Source organism: Streptomyces sp. NPDC004788, assembly GCF_053601115.1.
Window position 1 is genome coordinate 1 of sequence record NZ_JBSGBF010000078.1, and the last position, 20,770, is coordinate 20,770.

Genomic DNA, 20,770 nt, shown 5'->3' on the forward strand with positions numbered 1-20,770 from the left:
GGCCCCGCGTGGGTGCGCGGGGCCCTTCACCGGGTGCCTGACAGGGCCGTTCCGCGGGTGCCTGACAGGGCCGTTCCGTGGGTGCCTGGCAGGGCCGTTCCGCAGGTGCCTACCGGGCGGCCTTGCGGGTGCGGGCCAGCTCCTCGTAGAAGGAGAGCAGGTCGACGTTGTCGACCGAGCCCGGGTTGACCGCCTTGGCCATCGGGGTGCCCTGGAGGAGGCGCTTGACCGGGACCTCGATGCGCTTGCCGGTGAGGGTGTGCGGGACCGCCGGGACCTCGATGATGTCGTCGGGGACGTGGCGCGGGGAGAGCTCGGTGCGGATCGTGCGCTTGATGCGGCCGATCAGCTCCTCGTCGAGGGTGGCGCCGTCGGCGAGGTGGACGAAGAGCGGCATCCAGTAGCCGCCCTCCGGCTCCTCCAGGCCGATGACGAGGGACTCGCGGATCTCCGGGAGGCGCTCGACGGCCTCATAGATGTCGGCGCTGCCCATGCGCACGCCCTGCCGGTTCAGGGTGGAGTCGGAGCGGCCGTGGATGATCACCGAGCCGTGGTCGGTGATCGTGATCCAGTCGCCGTGGCGCCACACGCCCGGGAACATCTCGAAGTAGCTGTCGCGGTAGCGGCTGCCGTCCGGGTCGTTCCAGAAGTGGATCGGCATGGACGGCATCGGGTTGGTGACGACGAGCTCGCCCACCTCGCCGACGACCGGCTTGCCCGAGGGGTCCCAGGACTGCAGGTCGGTGCCGAGGCAGGCGGCCTGGAGCTCGCCGATGTGCACCGGGAGCGTCGGAACGGCTCCTGCGAAGCAGGAGCAGACGTCGGTGCCGCCGCTGACGGAGGCGATCCACAGGTCCTCGCGGACCTCGTCGTGCAGCCAGCGGAAGCCGTCGGGCGGCAGCGGGGAGCCGGTGGTGGCCACACACTTCACCCGGGACAGGTCGAAGTCGCGGCCGGGGTGCACCTCGGCCTTGGCGCAGGCCATGACGTACGCGGCGGAGGTGCCGTACAGGGTGGCGCCGGTGCGCTCGGCGACGCGCCACTGGGCGCCGGTGTCCGGGTAGCCGGGGCTGCCGTCGTACAGGACGACGGTGGTACCGGTGAGCAGGCCGGAGACGAGGAAGTTCCACATCATCCAGCCGGTGGAGGTGTACCAGAAGAACACGTCGTCCGGGCCGAGGTCGCAGTGCAGGCCCAGCTGCTTGACGTGCTCGACGAGGATGCCGCCCTGGGACTGCACGATCGCCTTGGGCAGGCCGGTGGTGCCGGAGGAGTACAGCACCCACAGCGGGTGCGAGAACGGGACGTGCTCGAAGACCGGCTCGGTGTCGGCGGCGGTCAGCGCGGACCACTCCAGGGTGCCCTCGGGGGCCGGGGTGCCGAGCAGCGGGATGTGCACGACCGCGCGCAGCGACGGCAGCTCGGCGCGCAGCTCGGCGACGGTGTCGCGGCGGTCGTGCTCCTTGCCGCCGTAGCGGTAGCCGTCGACGGTGAACAGGACGACGGGCTCGACCTGCTGGAAGCGGTCGAGGACGCTGCGGGCGCCGAAGTCGGGGGCGCAGGAGGTCCACACGGCGCCGACGGCGGCGGTGGCGAGGAGGGCGACGACCGACTCGGGGATGTTGGGCAGATAGCCGCTGACGCGGTCGCCGGGCCGGACGCCGAGGCCGCGCAGCTCGGCGGCGAGGGAGCCCACCTGGCGGCGCAGCTCGGCCCAGGTGACCGGCTTCGGCTCATGTGTCTCGTCCACATGGAGCAGGGCCGTGTCGTGGGGGCGCTCCTCGGCGGCGCGCAGCGCGTGCTCGGCGTAGTTGAGGGTGGCGCCCGGGAACCAGTCGGCGCCGGGCATGGCGCGGTCCCCGAGAACGCGCTCGTACGGGGTGGCGAAGCGGAGGTCGAACCATTCGGCGACGGCTGCCCAGAAGGCTTCGAGTTCCTCGACGGACCAGCGGTGCAGGGCCGCGTAGCCGCCGTCGGCGGGCGCTCCGTGGCGCTCGGCGGCCCAGGCCTGGAAGCGGGTGACGGCGGCCGCGGCGACGCGGTCCTCGTCGGGCTGCCAAAGCGGCTCGGTCTGCGCTGATGTCATTGGGTCGGCTCCCTGGCTGTACGCGGGGTCTGCGTGTGTCGCGCACGTGCGGGGTGTGCGCGTGACGCGGCTGACAGGGACGATGCCATGTGATCCTCTTTCGCACCAGGGTTCCCCGCCCATGGTCCGGTAGCTGAATATGTGCTCCCACCACGGGTGAACGGCAGTTGAACGGACCTCGCACGCCCCTTCGCGGATGGCAGGGTGAGCTGCATGGACGGTCGTGAACTGGTGCGTTCGGTGCGGGAGCTGGGTTCGGTGCAGGGGTTGCGGGCGGTGCGGTCCGCGTGGCGGCAGCGGCGTGCGGACGCGCGGGCGCTGCCGCGGCGGGGTGCGGAGAGGGCCCGGGTACCGGGTGCGGTGGCGGACGTGGAGCCGCTGCCGGGCGGCGGAATCGTCCGTTTCGCCCGCTCCGAGCTGCGGGTTTCGGTGTCGGCGGGCGGCACCGTGTTCTGGGGCTGGGACGGGGCGGGGCCGCTGCCGTCGTACGCGCTGGCGGGCGAGCCGCCCGAGCCCGACCCACGGGCCGTCCTGGAGCCGGACACCGACGGCGGCTGGCGGGTGGTGTCGGAGCGGGTGACGGTCGCGGTGTCCCGGCACGGGGCGGTGGAGGTGCGCACGCCCGGCGGGGTGGTGCTGCGCCGGGACCTGCCGCCGCGCTGGTGGGAGCCGGTGCGGGAGGGCTCCATAGGGCAGGGCGCGGACGGCGGGGGCACGAGTCCCGGGGGGCGGGGCGGGGCGGAGAGTCCCGCAGGGCAGAGCCGGACCGAGAGCCCCGCAGGGCAGGGCCGGACCGAGAGCCCCGCAGGGCAGGGCCGGACGGCGCGGTGGGTGCAGCGCAGTGAGGTGCCCGCGGACGCGCGGTTCTTCGGGCTCGGCGGGCGGGCCGCCGGGCCGCGGCTGCGGGACGGCTCGTACCGGCTGTGGAACACCGATCCCAAGGGCAGCTTCTCCCCCGGCGACGACCCGCTGTACATCACCATGCCGGTGCAGCTGGTGGTCGCGGACGCCGGCACGCATCTGGCCTTCTACGACAACACCTGGGACGGGCGGGTGGTCCTCGCCGAGGGCGAGGAGGGCGCCGGGTCCGGGCACGACCGGCCGGGCACCAGCGAGGTGCGGATGGACGGCGGCCCGCTGCGCTGCTGGGTGGTCGTGGGCCCGCCCGCGCGAGTGCTGCACGGCTGGGCGGCGCTGACCGGCGCGCCCGCGCTGCCGCCGGCCTGGGCGCTCGGGCCGCAGCACGCGCGCTGGGGCTTCGGCAGCGAGCGGGAGGTGCGGCGGGTGGTCGACGGCTACCTGGACCGGGGCCTGCCGCTGTCCGTGCTGCACCTGGACATCGACCACTACGACGGGCACCGGGTGTTCACGGTCGACCGGGAGCGGTTCCCCGATCTGCCCGGGCTCGCGGCGAAGCTGCGCGAGCGCGGGGTGCGGCTCGTGTCGATCGTCGACCCGGCGGTGAAGGCGGAGCCGGGTGATCCGGTCTACGACGGCGGGCGGGCCGCCGGGGCCTTCGTCCGCGACGACCGGGGCGACGAGGTGCACGGCGTGGTGTGGCCGGGCGAGTGCGCCTATCCGGACTTCACCGATCCGCAGGCGCGCGAGTGGTGGGGCACGCTCTACGAGGAGCGGCTGCGACAGGGCTTCTCCGGTGTGTGGCACGACATGAACGAGCCGGTCTCCTTCGCCCCCTTCGGCGACCAGACCCTGCCCCGCTCCGCCCGGCACAGCCTGGAGGGCCGCGGCGGCGACCACCGCGAGGCACACAACGTCTACGGGCTGACGATGGCGCGCGCCGGTTACGAGGGGCTGCGCCGGCTGCGGCCGGAGGAGCGTCCGTTCCTCTTCTCGCGCTCCGGGTGGGCGGGGATGCAGCGGTACGGGGGGACCTGGTCGGGCGACGTCTCGACGGGCTGGCCGGGGCTCCGGGCGTCGCTGGCGCTCGTCCTGGGGCTGGGGCTGTGCGGGGTGCCGTACTCGGGGCCGGACGTGGGCGGCTTCGACGGCAGCCCGACGCCGGAGCTGTTCCTGCGCTGGTACCAGCTGGGGGCGTGGCTGCCGCTGTTCCGCACGCATGCGGCCATCGACGCGGGCCGCCGCGAGCCGTGGGAGTTCGGACCCGAGGTCCTGGAGCACGCGCGCGCCGCGCTGACCGAACGGGAGCGGCTGCGGCCGTACTTCGTCACCCTGGCCCGGCTCGCGCGGATGACCGGCGCGCCGTACGTACGGCCGGTGTGGTGGGGCACGCCCGAGGACCGCGCGCTGCGGGACTGCGAGGACGCCTTCCTGCTGGGCGACTCGCTCCTCGTCGCTCCGGTGCTCTCGCCGGGCACGGACCGGCGGGCGGTGCGGCTGCCGCGCGGACGCTGGTACGACACGGCGACCGGGCGGTCGTACGAGGGCCCGGGCCAGGTCCTCCTCGACGCGCCCCTGTCCCGGGTGCCGGTCCTCGCGCGGGCGGGCGCGGTGGTCCCGGTGCGGGGCGAGGACGGCGAGGAGCTGGTCCTGGAGGTGTGGGCGCCGGCGCCGGGGCGTACGGGCGGCGGACTGGTGGTGCGGGACACCGGGGACGGCTGGGAGCCGGCGGAGATCGAGCGGTACCAGTCGCGCCTGGTGGACGGGCGGGTCGTGGTGGAGCGGGTGACGGACGAGGGGGTGGAGGAGGCGGGGCTGCCGGTGCGGGTGCGGGGGCTCGGGGAGGGGTGACGGGATCCGGGATTTCGGATCCCGGATCCGGGGCGCTGGATCCAATGTCCGGGAGACAGGAGCCAGGACATTGGATCCCGGATCCGGGGCGCTGGATCCAATGTCCGGGGCGCTGGATCCGATGTCCGGGAGACAGGAGCCAGGAGATCGGATCCGGGATCCCGGACGTTGGATCCAACCGCCCACTCAGTCGTACGCCCCCGCGAAGAAGCGCCGCACCGCCTCGGTGTGCAGCGGGAACGCCAGCTCCTCCGGTCCGTACAGCAGGTGGTGACCGCTCGTCTCGTCCGTCACGATCGACGGCGGGAGGGCGGCCGCCGGGCGGGGCGGGAGGAGGCCGAAGAGGAGGAGGTGGCCGGGCGGGGAGCTGAGGGCGTCGGCGAGGCGGACGTCGTCGGCTGCGGCCTCGATGCCGGTCTCCTCGCGCAGTTCGCGGACCACGGCCTCGTGCCAGTGCTCGCCGTAGTCGACGAAACCGCCGGGCAGGGCGACGCGGCCGACGTGGGGCCGGATGGCCCGGGTGATGACGACGAGGGCGGTGCCGCGGGGCGTGGTGACGGGGAGCAGGGCGACGGCGACCGGGAGGGGGTTGCGGTAGGCGGTGGTGCCGCAGGAGGGGCAGGTACGCGGCCAGTCGGCGTCGGCCGGGTAGCGGGCGCCGCACGCGGAGCAGTGGGCGTGCGGGGACAGCGGGGATTCGGTCACGGGGCCGACGGTATGCGATCACCCTTTCCCGGCGCTGCCGGAACTGGTAGACGGGCCGCATGACTCGACTGACTGGACTCGCCTCAGCCTTCCGCGCGCTCGGCGCGCTCGCCGCCGCCGGTCTGCTCGCCGCCACCGCCGCCGTACCCTCCGCCAGCGCGGCGCCAGGTGCCGCGCCGGGTGCGGCACCTGGCGCGGCCCCGGGTGCGACGCCGGAGCCCAAGGCGCCGCCGGAGTTCGTGGCGCTCGACCGGGTGGACCCGACGATCCTTCAGGAGATGCGCTATTCGACGGCGCACAACTTCGTCGGGGATCCGGTCGACGGTTACCGGCAGCCGGTGTGCATCCTGACCCGGCCGGCCGCCGAGGCGCTGCACCGGGCGCAGGTGGGGCTGCTGGCCCGGGGCTACACGCTGAAGGTCTACGACTGCTACCGGCCGCAGCGGGCGGTGGACCACTTCGTGCGGTGGGCGAAGGACCTGGCGGACGAGCGGATGAAGGAGGAGTTCTATCCGCTGGTGGACAAGTCCCGGCTGTTCGCGGACGGTTACATCGCGGAGAAGTCCGGGCACAGCCGCGGTTCGACGGTGGACCTGACCGTCGTGCGGCTGCCCGCCGCGCCCACTCGCCGCTACGTGCCGGGCGAGCCCCAGGTGGAGTGCTTCAGGCCGCAGGCGGAGCGGTTCCCGGACAACTCCGTCGACATGGGCACCGGTTTCGACTGCTTCGACACGCTCTCCCACACCGACGATCCGCGGATCCAGGGCGTTCAGCGCGCCAACCGGGACCTGCTGCGCGGCGCCCTCACCGAGCAGGGCTTCGTCAATCTGCCCGAGGAGTGGTGGCACTTCACGTTCAGGCCGGAGCCGTTCCCGTCGACGTTCTTCGACTTCCCGGTGGCGCGCCGATCGGTCGCCGGGCACTGACGCCTTCCCCCTCCCGTACGCCCGTGCCAGACTTCTGACGCTTCGTCAGATGATGGCGCGACGGGAGGGGACCTCGGATGGCACGGACGCGCAGACCGGTGGTGGCCGGCTGGTTCACGGACGACACACACCACCCCCACGAGGAGTTCCGGCTGCTCGGCACCCGCTGCACCGCCTGCGCGTCGGTCTTCTTCCCGCGCGTGGACGACTGGTGCCGCAATCCGCGCTGCCCCGGCGGGGGCGAGCTGGCCGAGACCCCGCTCTCCCGGCGCGGCACGATCTGGTCGTACACCGACGGCCGCTACCGCCCGCCCGCGCCGTACGTCTCCGATCCGGCCGCGCCCTGGGAGCCGTACACGCTGATCGCGGTGGAGCTGGCGGCCGAGGCCATGGTGGTGCTGGGGCAGGCGGCGCCGGGCGTGCGGACGGCGGATCTGGCCGTGGGCGCGGAGGTCGAGCTGGTGCCGGGGGTCCTGAACGAGGACGACGAACACACCTGGACCACCTGGCACTGGCGCCCCGTGGGTACATCCGCGGAAGGGGGCCGGGCATGAACGACGTCGCCGTGCTGGGTGCCGGGATGCATCCATGGGGCAAGTGGGGTCGCGGCTTCGTCTCGTACGGCACGGCGGCGGCCCGGGCCGCGCTCGCCGACGCCGGTCTCGACTGGGCCGACGTCACCTCGGTCGTCGGCGCCGACACCGTGCGCGGCGGCTATCCCGGTTACGTGGCCGGGGCCACCTTCGCGCAGGCGCTGGGCTGGCAGGGCGCGCGGGTGACCAGCGTGTACGCGGCCTGCGCGTCCGGGGCGCAGGCCGTGGGCACGGCCCGGGCGCAGATCCTCGCCGGGCTCGCGGACGTGGTCCTCGTGGTGGGCGCGGACGCGGCGCCGAAGGGTTTCCTCGCGCCGGCGGGCGGCGACCGGCCGGACGACCCGGACTGGCTGCGCTTCCGGATCCTGGGCGCGACCAACCCCACGTACTTCGCCCTCTACGCCCGGCGCCGGATGGCGCTGTACGGGGACACGCCGGAGGACTTCGCCCTGGTGAAGGTGAAGAACTCTGCGGCCGGCGCGCTCAATCCGCTGGCCCGGTACCGGAAGGCGGTGAGCGCGGCGGAGGTGGCGGCGTCGGCGGTGGTCGCCGATCCGCTGCGGCTGCTCGACATCTGCGCCACCTCGGACGGGGGCGCGGCGCTGGTCCTGTCGAGCATGGAGTTCGCGCGCCGGCACGGGCGGCCGGACCCGGTGCGGATCCGGGCGGTGTCGACGGTGACCCCGACCTACCCCAAGACGGTCCTCGACCTGCCCGACATCGCCACCGACTCGGCCGTCGCCTGCTCCCCCGCGCCGCACACCTTCCGGGCGTCGATCGCCCGCGCCGCGTACGAGGAGGCCGGGCTCGGGCCGGAGGACCTGTCGCTCGCGGAGGTGTACGACCTGTCCACGGCGCTGGAGCTGGAGTGGTACGAGGACATCGGGCTGTGCGGGGCCGGTGAGGGCGCGAAGCTGGTACGGGACGGGGTCACCGCCCTCGGCGGGCGCGTCCCGGTCAATCCGAGCGGTGGCCTCGCCTCCTTCGGCGAGGCCGTGCCCGCGCAGGCCATCGCGCAGGTCTGCGAGCTGACCTGGCAGCTACGGGGCACGGCGGGCGACCGGCAGGTGCCGGGCGCACGGGCCGGGATCACCGCGAACCAGGGCCTGTTCGGCCATAGTTCGGCGGTGGTGGCGGTCCGGTAGGACGTACGGGACGGTGGGGCCGGCGGGTTACGGCCGACGGGTTACGGCCGGTGGGCTAGCGGACCGCGGCGGCCGTGGGGTGTTCGGCCAGGACCAGGGCGTGCTGGACGACGGCGACGAGGACGTTCTTGACGGACTCGCGGTCGCGGGCGTCGCACATCAGCAGCTCGACCTCGGGGTCGAGGTCCAGGGCGCCTCGGACGGCGTCCGCCGGGAAGCGGCGGGCGCCCTCGAAGCAGTTGACGGCGACGGTGAAGGGGATGCCCCGGCGTTCGAAGTAGTCGATGGCGGCGAAGCTGTCCTCCAGGCGCCGGGTGTCGGCGAGGACGATCGCGCCGAGCGCGCCCTGGGCGAGCTCGTCCCACAGGAACCAGAAGCGGTCCTGGCCGGGGGTGCCGAACAGGTAGAGGACGAGGTCGTCCCGGAGCGTGATCCGGCCGAAGTCCATGGCGACGGTGGTCGTGGACTTGTTCTCGACGCCGTGCAGGTCGTCGACCGGCCGGCCCGCCTCCGTGAGGACCTCCTCGGTCCGCAGCGGCCGGATCTCGCTGACCGCGCCCACCAGTGTGGTCTTGCCGACCCCGAAGCCACCCGCGACGAGGATCTTCAGGGTCATCGGCTCGACCGGCGGGTGGGTGCGGCTGGTGCTAGAGCGCCCGAAGGCCATTGATCACCTCGCGAAGGATGCTCACGTCCGGCAGTTCGGCCGGCGGAACGGGGCGGGTCACATGGACGAGCTGGTCGTCGACGAGGTCGCCGACGAGGACCCGTACCACCCCTACGGGGAGGTCGAGTCCGGCGGCGAGTTCGGCGATCGACTGCGGCTGCTCGGAGCAGCGTTCGACGATATCCACGTGCTCGGGGGACAGCGTCTGGTCGCGGCCGGGGTCGTCGGCCGCCGGTTCGGGCACGACCACCGCGATCAGGTCCATCCGGTGCTGGCCCGCGGCGCTGGTGCGGCCGCGGGTCATGGCGTACGGGCGGACCACCGGGCCCGCGTCGTCGTCGTACCAGTGGCGTGCCGGGTCCTCGTGGGACCGGTCCGCGCCTCTCATGCCGTCACTCATGCCGTCCCCCCTACTCATCCTCCGGTGGGCAGCCCGGACCGGGGCGCCGTGGTGAGGTGGGCACCGACCCGCTTGACCATGAGGGTCATCTCGTACGCGACCTGGCCGACGTCCGAGTCGGCGTCGGCGAGCACGGCGAGGCAGCTGCCGTCACCGGCGGCGGTGACGAAGAGGAAGGCGTCCTCCAGCTCGACGACGGTCTGCCGGACCCTGCCCGCCTCGAAGTGGCGTCCGACGCCCTTGGCCAGGCTGTGGAAGCCGGAGGCGACGGCGGCGAGGTGCTCGCCGTCCTCGCGGGTGAGGTCCTGGGAGGCGCCGGTGGGCAGGCCGTCGCTGGAGAGCACCAGGGCCTTGCGGATGGAGCCGACGCGCTGGACCAGTTCGTCGAGGAGCCAGTTCAGCTCCCCGTTGCCGTGGGTGGAGCTGTGCGGTGCTGCGGCGTTCGGTGCGGTCATCGACCGTCCCCCTCGGGTGTCGTTCCTGGTGCTGTCGTTCCTGGCGCTGTCGTGTCGGCCGCGGTCGTGCCGGCTGCCGTCGAGCCCGGCGGCGTCGTGCCCGGTGCCGTGACGTCGGACCCCGTCGTCCCGGACCCCGTCGTCCCGGAGCCCTTCGTGCCGGGTCCCGCCGTGCCCGGTCCCGCGGTGTCCGGTCCCGCCGGGCAGGCCGGTGTGGCCGGTGAGGCCGATGAGGCCGGTTCTGCGTTGCGGCGCCGGCCGCGCTGCCAGCCGCGCTGCATGGCGGCCATCCGGCTGCGCACCTCCTCGGCGTCGCGCTCGAAGGAGTCGGGCTCGGCGGGGCCGGCGGCCGGGAGCGGTTGCTCGCCGGTCCGTTCGCCGCTCTCGCGCAGCTGGGGCGCGAGGCTGGCCTGGCGGACACGGCGGGGCAGCCCGGCGAACGGGGCCGGTCCCTCCTTCGGTCCCGGCGCCGGTGCCGTTGCCTTCCCCGGTCCCGATCCCAGGGCCGGTCCAGGTACGGGGACGAGCGTGGGCGCGGGGCGGACGCGGGCCAGCTCCATCGTGTCCTCGGGGCCGGGGACGCCCGGGGTGCCGGAACCGGCGGGCGACCGGCCGCCCGGCTCGTCGAGGCGGCGGCCGTGGTCGACGACGAGCGTCGGCGGGCGGCGGCGGGGCAGCGGGCCGACGTCGTCGGCCGACTCGCCGGCCGCGGTCGGGTGGGGCCGGTGCTGGTCGCCGCGGCGGCGGTGCTCGCGCGCCCGGAACAGGCCGCCGCGCTCGCTGTCGGTGTCGAGGAGGTCGTCCGCCCCGCCGAGCAGCTCGTCGAAGGCGTCGCTGCCGAGCGGCGGTTCGAGCTCGACGGGACCGTCCAGGGCCGGGCTCGGCACCTTGGTGAGCGCGGGGCGCCGGCTGGGCAGCACGTCCGGCCCGGCGCCGTGCCCGCTCTCGGCATTCGCGCGGTCGAGGTTCTTGCGGTCCAGGCGGAAGCCCGCGCCCTGCGTCTCGGGGGCGTCGGTGAGCAGCGCGGCCGGGATGAAGACGACCGCGGTGGTGCCTCCGTACGGCGAGGGCTGCAGCGAGACCCGGACGTTCTGCCGCTGGGCGAGCCGGCTGACCACGAAGAGGCCGAGGCGGTCGGTGTCGGAGAGCTCGAACTCGGGGGTCTCGGCGAGCCGGAGGTTGGCGTCGAGCAGGGCGTCGGGGTTCATGCCGAGGCCGCGGTCGTGGATCTCCAGGGTGAAGCCGTTGGCGACGCGCTCGCCGAGCACCTGGACCGCGGTGTGCGGGGGCGAGAACACGGTCGCGTTCTCCAGGAGTTCGGCGATGAGGTGGGTGAGGTCGGCGACGGCGGGGCCGCCGACGCCGAGCCGGGGCAGCCGGCGGACCTCGATGCGCTCGTAGTCCTCGACCTCGGCGACGGCGGCGCGGACCACGTCCATCAGCTGGACGGGCTTGCGCCACTGGCGGGAGGGGGCGGCGCCGGAGAGGATCACCAGGCCCTCGGCGTGCCGGCGCATACGGGTGGTGAGGTGGTCGAGCCGGAACAGGTCGGCGAGTTCGTCGGTGTCCTCGGTGCGCCGTTCCATGGTGTCGAGCAGGGTGAGCTGGCGGTGCAGCAGGACCTGGTTGCGGCGGGCCAGGTTGACGAAGACCTCGGAGACGCCGCGGCGCATGTCGGCCTGCTTGACGGCGGCCTCGACGGCGGCGCGCTGGAGGGTGTTGAGGGCCTGGCCGACCTGCCCGACCTCGTCCTCCTCGTACCGCAGGTGGGGCACTTCGGTCTCGACGTCGACGGGTTCGCCGGCGGCGAGGCGGCGCATGACGCTGGGCAGGCGGACGCCGGAGACCTCCTGGGCCTCCTTGCGCAGCCGGCGCAGGTCGCGGACGAGTTCGCGGCCGATGCGGACGGAGACGATGACCGAGACGAAGAGGGCGACGAAGCCGAGGACGCCGGCGATGCCGGCCTTGATCAGCACGTTGTACGCGACGGGTTCGACGCGCTCCTGATAGCGGTCGCCGGCCGCGGTGTTGTCGTGGGCGAGGGCGTCGAGGACGGGGGTCGCCTGCTGCTGCCAGCGTTCGGCGGAGATGGCGCGCGGGTGGTCGGTGGCGCCGGCGTCGATGAGCGACTCCTCCGCCTTGCGCAGCGGCGCGGTGTCGGCGCTGGCCCAGTACTGCTCGAAGCGGTCGCGCTCGGAGGCCGGCAGGATCTCCAGGTTGGTCTCGTAGAGCAGCTTGCGGCCGGCGACGAGGTCGGTGAGGGTGCGGACCTCCTCGGCGGTGACGCGTTCGGCGATGAGCGCGGAGACGGCGAGGGCGTCCTCGCGGGAGAGGAGTTCGCGGGCGCGGGTGATGCCGACGAGGGCGCGGCCCTGCTTGTCCATCTCCACGTTCTCCAGCGCGTGGAGGCTGAGCAGGAGGCTGTAGCAGGGGTCGACGAGCCGGCTGTAGAAGTCGAGGGCCTGCATCCGGCCGATGCTGCGGTTCTCGACGGAGCGGCGCAGCGCGGAGAGTCCGTCGAGGCCGTCGAGGACGGTGGCGAGCCGCCGGGCGGTGGTCGGGTCCATGTCGCCCTTGACGCCGGGTTCGGCGGCGTTGCGGCGGATGAGGGCGATCTGCCGGTCGGTGGCCTCGCGTTGTTCGCGCAGCCGGGTCATGGCCTCGGCGGCGCGGGGGTCGGCGAGGTAGACGAGGGACTGGCGGCGCTCCTTCTGGATGACGCGCGCGGTGTCCTCGATCGGGTAGCCGATCTTCTTGACGATGTAGCCGACGTCGAGGAGCTGACGGGCCTCCCGGCCGGTGAGTACCGTCGCGAAGCCCCACAGACCGGTGAGGGAGACGAGCGGCACGAGCAGCAGTGCCACGATCTTCCGGCGGATGGACTTCCCGCGAAAGCGCATGGCCTCCCCCAGCTCGGCCTCCGCGGCCGCGGAGGCTCCTCACATCGTCGCGACCGGCGTCAACACGTGGGGTCAACACGCGGCGTCAATCTTCGGCTTCAACTAAACGGCGGCGCGAGCCTACTACTGCATCACAGCCATCTCGAAGACACGTCCGGACGATTTTCAGCCGGTCGAGTGAGTGTTGATCATGAGATGTCCCGGTATTCGGGGAGTTGGGTTCCGCGAGTGTGGTGTAGGACACCTGACAGTCCGGTGACAGTCCGGCATTTTCCGTACCCGGACAGATGGCTGGAATTGTTCGTTCCGCTCGCACGCGTCGACCGGGCGACGAGGACCCCGGCGAAACCTTTTCCCACCCTCGTGCGTCATTCTGTACCGGGGAGGGTTGTGTCCGTGTAAAGCGGCCGAAGACGGGCAGCCGCTCTGAAGACGTTCGGTGGTGGGGAGTGACAGCGCGATGGAGCACGAGGCGCGGCCGGTGCGGCAGTTGTGGGTGGAGGACGAGAAGGGCCGGCGCCGGATGCCCGATCCCGTGCGCACGGCCGCGGTCCGGGCCGTGCTGCTGACCTCGGTGACGCTGATCCTGGCGACGGTGGCGTTCTTCTGCTCGGTCACCGGATCGTGGATCGCGTTCCCGGCGACCGTCGCGGCGGTGGCGGGCACGGTGGTGACGACCTGGAGCGTGCTCGACGTGTGGATCACCCGCCAGGTGTGGCGGCAGCGCAACGGGGTCGTGTCGGAGCCGAGCAGCGCGGAACGCAAGCCGCGGCGCCAGCGCCGCAAGGAGGAGCGGGCCGCCGGACGGACCGCCGAGGCGGGGGCGCTGTCGGAGGCGGCCTAGCCGGACTCCCGCCCGACAGCTCCTAGTTGTTCTCCAGGTATGTGAGGACCGCGCGGACGCGACGGTTGCTGTTGTCGTCGTCCGTGATGCCCAGCTTGCCGAAGAGCGAGGTCGTGTACTTGCCCACGGAGCCCTCGCTGAGGAAGAGGCGACGGGCGATGGCCTGGTTGGACAGTCCCTCGGCCATCAGGCCGAGCACGGCGTGCTCGCGCTCGGTCAGCCGCTGCAGGCCGCGGTCCGGGGCGCCGCCGGACAGCAGTTTCGCGATCACGGCCGGATCCAGGGCGGTCCCGCCGTCCGCGACGCGTTCCAGGGCGTCGATGAACTGGTCGGCGTCGAACACGCTCTCCTTCAGCAGATAGCCGACGCCCCCGGAACCGTCGGCGAGCAACTCACGGGCGTACAACTGCTCGACGTGCTGGGAGAGGATCAGGACCGGCAGTCCGGGGATCTCGGCGCGGGCCGTGAGGGCCGCCCGCAGGCCCTCGTCGGCCTGGGCCGGCGGCATGCGGACGTCGATGACGGACACGTCGGGCCGCCAGGTCCGCAGCGCGTCGAGCGTCTCGGGCCCGGTGGCCGCGGTGGCGACCACCTCGTGCCCGAACGCCTCGATCAGGCGGACGAGTCCGTCCCGCAGGAGGTAGAGGTCTTCGGCTACGAGTACGCGCATGGCACCGCCATCCTGACACGGGTCGGACCGCCGGCGGGGCTGGTGATCTCCAGAGTGCCGTCGAACACCGCGAGGCGGCGGCGCAGTCCGTCGAGGCCGCCGCCGGGCCGCGCGTCGGCGCCGCCGCGCCCGTCGTCCTCGACCTCGGCGACGACGCCGTGGTCGTCGCGGGTGAGCGTGACGCGGGCGCGCCCGGCCCGGGCGTGCTTCACGGCGTTGGTCAGCAGCTCGGCGACGCCGAAGTAGACGGCGGACTCGACGGGCGGCTCCAGGCGGTGCGGGTCATTCGCCGGGCCCTCGGCGAAGGTCGCGGTGACGGTCACGTCGAGAGGGACGTCCAGGGCGAGCGCGCGGACCGCGTCGACCAGCCCCCGCTCGTTCAGTACGGGCGGGCTGATCCCCCGGACGAGCTCGCGCAGCTCGGCGAGCGAGGCGGTCGCGCCGGCCCGGGCGTCCCGCATGAGGGCCCTGGCCCGCTCGGGGTCGGTCGCCATCAGCCTCTCGGCAGTCGCCAGGGAGAGCCCGAGCGCGACCAGCCGGGCCTGGGCTCCGTCGTGCAGGTCCCGCTCTATACGGCGCAGCTCGGCGGCCTGCGCGACCGTCACGTCGGCGCGCTGGGCCGTCAGTTCGTCGACCCGCTCGGCGAGGGCCATCGCCCGGGAGGGGCGCAGGAAGCGGACGGCGACCGGCCGGACGGGCCGCCAGGCGTACGGGGCGGAGCCGACGGCCAGGAGCAGGCCGAGCGCTCCGGCGAGCCGGGCCGCGGGCTCCGGCCGGGTGAGCCCGAGGACGGCCGCAGTCAGCCCGGCCGGCGGGAGGGCCGCGACCAGTCCCGCCGTACAGGGCGCGAGGGCGGTGAAGCGGACGTCGCGCCAGACGGCCGGGTCGCGCAGGCGGAGCCGTAGCCTCTGGTCCATGAGGGCGTCGCGGCGGGTGCGCTCGTACGAGAAGCCGTTCCACCAGAAGCCGGTGGACAGCCGCGTCACCGGCGCCGCCCGCAGATAGCCGTCGGGGACGACGGTGCCGGTCCAGCGCGCGACGAGGAAGCGGACCGCGCGGCAGACCGGCCGGGACAGGGCGAAGGTGCCCACGGCCACCAGCACGAGCGGCAGCAGCCAGGACCAGGGGTTGGCCGCTCCCCCGTGGATGCCGAGGGCCACGGCGGCGGCCCACACGGCCGGGACGGGCAGGGTCACCGCCGCGACGACGCAGGCTCGTACGAATCCCACGCCTGCCCGTGCCGCCCACGCGCCCAGCTGTCCCATGGCTCTCCCCGTCGCGATGCCGATCAGTGGATCCACTGTGCACCGCGCGGGGCCCGCCCGTGGCCCGCTCGGCCGGGGAGTGGGGCCGGCCCCACCCGGTCGTGGGTCCAGGCCGATACCGGGTCCTGCGCCCGCTTCGTAGCGTCGTCGGCATGGAAACCGACACGAACACGAACATCACCGCCGGACAGCCCGCCGTCACCAGCGCCTTCGCCACCGTCAGGCGCTGCCTCGCGCTCTACGGCGCGCTCGCCACCGCCGGTCTCGTCGGCGTCGTCGTCCTCGCGGGCACCGGCCACTCGGTCAACGCCTTCATGTGGATCAGGGCGGTGCTGCTGCCGCTGGTCGCCGTCGTGCTCCACCGGCAGGCCGTCGCCGCCTCGCGGGGCTCGCGGCGGTCCTACGAGCGGGTGAGCCAGGTCTCCGTCGTCCTGCCGGTCGCGATCGTCGGCGTGGACCTGATCCCGGGTGTCTGCCCGCTCTGGTACGCGGCGACGCAGGTGGTCTGCATGCTGCCGGTCGTCGCCGTCGCGGTCGTCTCCCGGGGATCCGCGGTGCGTGCCGCGTTCCCCGGGAAGCGCTGAGCCCTCGTCACTCCTCAGCCGAGGCGGCCGCCTCCACCGGGGTGCGGCGGAACATCCGGGTCGCCGTGATCTCGCCGTGGATGGTCTCGCCCTCCGCGCTCGGCTGCGGAAGGCCCGGCCGCAGGTGCTCCTCGACGCTGATGTACTTCAGGCCCGCCCGCAGGTCGGCGTCGTTGCGCAGCCGGATGACCAGCGGGAACTCGGCGAGGGCCGTGGTGTCGAACAGGCCGGTCGTGTAGAGCAGCTGGACGCCGAGCGCGTCGGACACGGCCCGCTGGAGTTCCAGGAGGTACGTGGCGTTGGCGCGGCCGATGGGGTTGTCGAGGAACAGGGTGCCGGCGTGCCGGTGCTTGTCGCGGCCGCGGTCGTTGGAGCGGAGCGCGGCCATCGTGCAGTAGAGGGCGATGGCGGCGGTGAGCAGCTGGCCGCCGGAGAAGACGTCGCCCATCTGCCCGACGGGGACGCGCTCGGCGCGCAGCACCGCGTCCGGCTTGAGGATCTCGACGGCGATGCCGCGCGGTTCGAGCGCCGCCTGGACGCCGCGGAGCAGCAGGGACATGCCGTCGCGGCGCAGGTCGGAGTTCTTCTTCACGGCGGCGCGGGTGGCCTCGTCGATCACCTCGCCCAGCCGCTCGGTGAGCGTGGCCTGGTCGGGCTCCTCGAAGCGGATGCGCAGGAACTCCTGGCCCGACCACTCCCCCAGGCCCTCGGGCAGCCGGGAGAGGCGCTGGGCGGAGCGCAGCGTGGCGAGTGAGGACTCGACGAGCCCGCGCAGCCGGTCGACGATCGAGTCGCGGTTGCGCTCCAGCTGGGCCAGCTCGTCGGTGAGCACCCGCAGCCGGGGCGCGAACGCCTCGGCCCACTTGGCGGCGTGCTCCGGCAGCGCGGCGGCGGGCAGTTCGCGGATCTGCTGCCGGGCCGGGGTGCGGACCTGCTCGAAGCGGTTGGAGTTGGCGTGCCGGACGAGGATGTCGCCGGCCTCGCGGACGGCGGCGTCGGCGGCCGACAGCTCGGCGGCGCAGCCGCGCAGCGAACGGCGGGCCTCGGCAGCCGAGTCGCGGGCCTCGGCGAGCGGGCCGGGGTACGGCTCGGGCTCGTCCTGCTCCTCCTCCGTGTGGTCGCGGAGCAGGTCGCGAAGGAGCGCCGCGGTCTCGTCGAAGCCGCCGGCGGCGTCCTCGGCGGCCCGATGGGCCTGGAGCAGTCCGGCGTGGGCGGCGCGCGCGGCCTCCAGGGCGTCGGTGCGGGCGCCGAGTTCGGCGGTGGCGGTCCGGAGCAGGGTCTGGGCGTGCTCGGCGTCGGCCGGGATGAGCTCCTCGGGCAGCTCGGTGTGCGCCTCGCCGTCCTCGGGCGCGAGGCGCTCGGCCTCGCCGCGCAGCCGGCCGAGCTTCTCGCTCGCCTCGGAGGTGCGCGTCTCCAGCTTCTGGACCAGGGCCTCCGCGCGGGCGGCGGCGGCCTGCCGGGACGGGCCGTCGGCGCCGTCGGTGGACTCCAGCAGCTGCTCGGCGCGGGTGCGGACCTTGTTGGTGAGCCGGTCGAGCTCGGCGAGGGCGGCGGACTCGTCGCTCTCGGCGCGGGCCTGCTCGGCGCGCAGGTCGGCGCCGACGCCGACCTTCTCGTACACCTGGGAGGCGGCGCGGTACGCCTCACGGAGGGTGGGGAGCGCGGCGCGCGGGGCGTCGGCGTCCTCCTCCGGGAGGTTCTCGGGGGCGCCGGCGATCTCGGCGCGCTCGGCGCGCAGCGCGCGAGCGGTGCGGTGGGCGTCGTCGGCGGCGCGCTGGGCGGCGCGGCGGTCCTCGTCGGCGGCGCGGGCGCGCTCCAGGCAGGTCTGGGCGCGGGCCTCGGACTCGGCGGCCTCGTCGGCGAGTTCGCGGAGCTTCGCCTGCCAGGCGGAGCGCTCGCGGAGCCGGAACGCGAGGCCGGCGAGGGCGTCGGCGGCGCGGCGGGCGCGCTGGGCGGCCTCCTGGCGCTCGTCGCGCACCCGGGTGGCGTCGGCGGCGGCCTCGTCGGCCTCCGCCCGTACCGTACGGGCCTCGGCCAGCGCGGCGATCGCGGCCTCGGCGGCGGTGCGGGCGGTGGCGGCGGCGGCCGCGAGCTCGGCGAGCATGCCCGGCGGGCAGTCGGCGCGCCAGGCGCCGATGCGGGCGGCCAGCGAGCGGTCGCCGGTGAGCCGGGCGGCGAGGGCGCGGATCTCCTCGTCGCGGGCGGCGGCGCGGGCGCGCAGCGTCTGGCGCTCCTCGTCGGCGGCGTGCTCGTCGTGCATGGCCGGGTTCGGCGGGACGAGGAAGACGTCCGTCTCCTGCCCGCTCTCCGGCGCGGGCACCGGGGCGAGCAGGGCGGCGGCGGTGCCGACGGCGACGGTGGAGCGGGGCAGCAGTGCGGCGCCGCCGAGCACCTCGCGGGCGCGGGTGTACGAGACGGGGTCGGTGATGACGACGCCGTCGACCAGCTCGGGGCGGGCGGCGAGGACGGCCGCGTGGTCGGCCGGGTCGACGGCCTGGGCCAGGTAGCGCCAGCCGGGGAGGGCCGGGATGCCGTGCTCGCCGAGGTACTCGACGGTGGCGAGGACGTCGGGGCCGGGCGGCAGCAGGCCGCCGTCGCCGAGGGCGCCGAGGATGCGGTTGTCGTCGGCGGCGGCGGTGCGCAGGTCGAAGAGCTGGCGCTCGGCGGAGGCGATGGACTGGTCGAGCAGGGCGCGCAGGTCGTCGGCGGTGCGGTCGAACTCGGTGACGGTGAGGGCCCCTCGGACCGCGGGCTCGGAGTCGGCCGCGAGGCCGAAGGCCGCGCCGGCGGCGGGCGCACCGGCGGCCGTGGTGCCGGCCGCGGAGCCGGAACCGTCCGAGGCACCGCCGCCGGCCGCGGAGCCGGCGCCCGATGCGGCGGACCGCTGACCGGGCAGCGCCGAGCCGCCGGTGCCCGGCGTCGCACCGGGCAGGGAGAGCAGTTCGGCCAGGCGCGGGTCGGCGGCCAGGGACTCGGCGGCGCGGCGCTCGGCGTCGTAGGCGTTCTCGGCGGCCTCCGCCGCGTCGGACGCGCGGGCGGCGGCGAGTTCGGCGCGGGATTCGGCGGCGGCTGCCTCGCGGGCGCGCTCGGTGGCGGCGCGGGCGGCCTCGCGGGCCGCGTCCCAGGCGGCGACGGTGGTCTTCTCGGCGTCGCTGGCGGCGAGCGCGGCACGGGCCGGGTCGGCGTCGGGCGCGGTGTCGTCGAGCCAGCCGGCCCGGACGGCCTCGGCGGTCTCCTGCTCGACCTCGGCGAGCCGCTGGCGCAGGTGGCCGGCCTCGCTGCGGGCCCGCTGGGCCTCGGTGGCGGCGGCGGTGGCGTCGCGGTGGGCGGTCTCGCCCGCCTCCTGGAGGGCGGCCGAGCGCTCCTCCTCCTCGGCGGCGTGCCGCTCGCCCTCCTCGGCGGCGGAGGCGAGGGCCCGGACGAGGTCGGCGGCGGCCTTGGCGCGGGCGGCGAGGGCCGGGGCGGCGTCCCGCTCGGCCTCGCGGATGGCGGCCGCGACGCGCGCGGAGCGGTCGCTCGCGGCGCGGTGGCGGAGCACGGACTCAGCGGCCTGCCAGGCGGAGTGCAGGGTACGGGCGTCGATGAGCTCGCGGCGCTGCGCGGCGGCGCCCTTCTCGGCGGCGGCGAGGGCCAGCGAGGCGTGCCGGTAGGCGAGTTCGGCGGCGACCAGGGAGGCGCGGCCGCGCGCGGCCTCGGCGTCGGAGACGGCGTGCGCGGCGGAGGTGACCTGCTGGGCGAGCTCGGCGGCGCGGCCGCGTTCCTCGCCGGCGCGGGCGGTGAGCCGGCGGGCGAGGGTGCGGGTGCGGCGCTCGGCGCCGGCGTGCACGTCGCGGGCGCGGGCGCGGGTCTCGGCGGCCTCGACGATGCGGCCCAGGAGGTCGACGGAGCCGGCGGTGAAGTCGCGTTCCGCGGTGAGTTCGGCGCGCCGGCCGAGCTTGTTGCCGAAGCCGCTGACGAGGTCGGCGAGGCCGTCGGTGTCGCGGGTGTCGGTGACGGCGCGCAGCAGCAGGTCGGTGAAGTCGGAGTCCTTCTTGACCGCGAAGAGGCCGGCGGCCTCGCCCTCGTCGGCGTTCATCTCCCGCTGGTAGCGGAAGAGTTCGGGGTCGAGGCCGAGGTCGCCGAGGTGCTCGTTCCAGCGGTCGTGGATCTCCTCCCAGGAGACCTCCAGGTGCGGGTACGCCTTGCCGGCCTCGGTGAGGGCGTCGCGGAAGCCCTTCATGGTGCGGCGCCGGCCGGTGGCGCCGGAGGCGCCCTCGACGGGCGGACGGACGGAGGTGGCCTCGGCGACGGGCAGGTTGTCGAGGCTGAGCCCGGGGCCGGGGCGGAAGGAGTACCAGGCCTCGGCGAACTTGCGCGGGTCGTTGGAGACCTGGCGGCCGCGCCACTCACTGACCTTGCCGACGACGACGAGCTCGCCGGTGAGGGTGTGCTGCCACTCCAGGGCGACGTGGCCGCAGTCGTCGGCGAGCAGGAACTTCCGCAGCACGCCGGAGCTGGCGCCGCCGAGGGTGTTGCGGTGGCCGGGGAGCATGACCGAGAAGATCAGCTTGAGCAGGACGGACTTGCCGCCGCCGTTCTCCAGGAAGAGCACGCCGGCGGGGGCGGGGCGGCGCGGCGGGCCGACCGGCTCCTCCTCGAAGAACTCCGCCTGGGTGGGCGCGGGGTGGGGCACGGGCCCGCCGACCCCGCGCAGGTCGAGGACGGTGTCGGCGTAGCGGGCACCGGCCGGGCCGATGGAGTAGAGGCGGACCCGGGACAGCTCGTACATTGCGGCGGACTCTCGTGCTGGGAGTGGTCGGTTACGCGGGGCGGTTGCGCGGG

15 protein-coding genes are annotated in these 20,770 nt (G+C 74.8%); 6 read left to right on the forward strand and 9 right to left on the reverse strand.

Annotated features, from left to right (window positions below):
• Positions 1-109: 109 nt before the first annotated feature.
• On the reverse strand, positions 110-2,086 hold the full coding sequence (locus tag ACWEJX_RS27825; RefSeq protein ID WP_451610160.1) for an acetoacetate--CoA ligase: 1,977 nt from the start codon (positions 2,084-2,086) through the stop codon (positions 110-112).
• Positions 2,087-2,299: 213 nt separating this feature from the next.
• Here ACWEJX_RS27825 and ACWEJX_RS27830 point away from each other — a divergent pair, with 213 nt between their 5' ends.
• Positions 2,300-4,795 carry a glycoside hydrolase family 31 protein gene (locus ACWEJX_RS27830; protein ID WP_451610161.1) on the forward strand — a complete coding sequence of 832 codons (2,496 nt, stop codon included), beginning with the start codon at positions 2,300-2,302 and terminating at the stop codon, positions 4,793-4,795.
• A 186-nt stretch (positions 4,796-4,981) separates the two neighbouring features.
• Here the strand turns inward: ACWEJX_RS27830 and ACWEJX_RS27835 are convergent, their stop codons facing one another.
• Complete coding sequence (locus ACWEJX_RS27835) at positions 4,982-5,500, reverse strand: NUDIX domain-containing protein (protein WP_451610162.1); 519 nt, start codon at positions 5,498-5,500, stop codon at positions 4,982-4,984.
• Positions 5,501-5,568: 68 nt separating this feature from the next.
• Here ACWEJX_RS27835 and ACWEJX_RS27840 point away from each other — a divergent pair, with 68 nt between their 5' ends.
• The 3 genes from ACWEJX_RS27840 to ACWEJX_RS27850 all read left to right on the forward strand — a co-directional run bounded on the left by ACWEJX_RS27840 (position 5,569) and on the right by ACWEJX_RS27850 (position 8,164).
• On the forward strand, positions 5,569-6,426 hold the full coding sequence (locus ACWEJX_RS27840) for a M15 family metallopeptidase (RefSeq protein WP_451610185.1): 858 nt from the start codon (positions 5,569-5,571) through the stop codon (positions 6,424-6,426).
• A gap of 77 nt (positions 6,427-6,503) precedes the next feature.
• Positions 6,504-6,980 (forward strand): Zn-ribbon domain-containing OB-fold protein, encoded by a 477-nt coding sequence (locus ACWEJX_RS27845; protein WP_451610163.1) that lies wholly within the window; start codon positions 6,504-6,506, stop codon positions 6,978-6,980.
• Positions 6,977-8,164 (forward strand): lipid-transfer protein, encoded by a 1,188-nt coding sequence (locus ACWEJX_RS27850; protein WP_451610164.1) that lies wholly within the window; start codon positions 6,977-6,979, stop codon positions 8,162-8,164. Before ACWEJX_RS27845 ends, ACWEJX_RS27850 begins: the two co-directional genes overlap by 4 nt.
• A gap of 55 nt (positions 8,165-8,219) precedes the next feature.
• On the opposite strand, the gene ACWEJX_RS27855 is transcribed toward ACWEJX_RS27850, so the two are convergent.
• The 4 genes from ACWEJX_RS27855 to ACWEJX_RS27870 are packed head-to-tail and all read right to left on the reverse strand — an operon-like array spanning position 8,220 to position 12,586.
• Complete coding sequence (locus tag ACWEJX_RS27855; RefSeq protein WP_451610165.1) at positions 8,220-8,831, reverse strand: GTP-binding protein; 612 nt, start codon at positions 8,829-8,831, stop codon at positions 8,220-8,222.
• Positions 8,812-9,231, reverse strand: coding sequence for a DUF742 domain-containing protein (locus tag ACWEJX_RS27860; RefSeq protein ID WP_451610166.1), 420 nt, complete (start codon positions 9,229-9,231; stop codon positions 8,812-8,814). Before ACWEJX_RS27860 ends, ACWEJX_RS27855 begins: the two co-directional genes overlap by 20 nt.
• A 14-nt stretch (positions 9,232-9,245) precedes the next feature.
• The gene (locus ACWEJX_RS27865) at positions 9,246-9,686 is read right to left on the reverse strand and encodes a roadblock/LC7 domain-containing protein (RefSeq protein WP_403796555.1); all 441 of its coding nucleotides are present in this window, start codon (positions 9,684-9,686) and stop codon (positions 9,246-9,248) included.
• Positions 9,683-12,586: a nitrate- and nitrite sensing domain-containing protein gene (locus tag ACWEJX_RS27870; RefSeq protein WP_451610167.1), complete on the reverse strand. Its 2,904-nt coding sequence runs from the start codon at positions 12,584-12,586 to the stop codon at positions 9,683-9,685. Before ACWEJX_RS27870 ends, ACWEJX_RS27865 begins: the two co-directional genes overlap by 4 nt.
• 460 nt (positions 12,587-13,046) lie before the next feature.
• Here ACWEJX_RS27870 and ACWEJX_RS27875 point away from each other — a divergent pair, with 460 nt between their 5' ends.
• A complete protein-coding gene (locus ACWEJX_RS27875) occupies positions 13,047-13,430 on the forward strand; it encodes a hypothetical protein (RefSeq protein WP_451610168.1) in 384 nt (127 codons plus the stop codon).
• A gap of 22 nt (positions 13,431-13,452) precedes the next feature.
• Here the strand turns inward: ACWEJX_RS27875 and ACWEJX_RS27880 are convergent, their stop codons facing one another.
• Both ACWEJX_RS27880 and ACWEJX_RS27885 read right to left on the reverse strand, forming a co-directional pair.
• Positions 13,453-14,100: a response regulator transcription factor gene (locus ACWEJX_RS27880; protein WP_451610169.1), complete on the reverse strand. Its 648-nt coding sequence runs from the start codon at positions 14,098-14,100 to the stop codon at positions 13,453-13,455.
• On the reverse strand, positions 14,085-15,365 hold the full coding sequence (locus tag ACWEJX_RS27885) for a sensor histidine kinase (protein ID WP_451610170.1): 1,281 nt from the start codon (positions 15,363-15,365) through the stop codon (positions 14,085-14,087). The genes ACWEJX_RS27880 and ACWEJX_RS27885 overlap by 16 nt, the downstream gene beginning before the upstream one ends.
• Before the next feature lie 152 nt (positions 15,366-15,517).
• On the opposite strand from ACWEJX_RS27885, the gene ACWEJX_RS27890 reads away from it, so the two are divergent.
• Positions 15,518-15,949, forward strand: coding sequence for a hypothetical protein (locus tag ACWEJX_RS27890; RefSeq protein ID WP_451610171.1), 432 nt, complete (start codon positions 15,518-15,520; stop codon positions 15,947-15,949).
• Positions 15,950-15,956: 7 nt separating this feature from the next.
• On the opposite strand, the gene ACWEJX_RS27895 is transcribed toward ACWEJX_RS27890, so the two are convergent.
• On the reverse strand, positions 15,957-20,717 hold the full coding sequence (locus ACWEJX_RS27895; protein ID WP_451610172.1) for a hypothetical protein: 4,761 nt from the start codon (positions 20,715-20,717) through the stop codon (positions 15,957-15,959).
• Positions 20,718-20,770 lie beyond the last annotated feature (53 nt).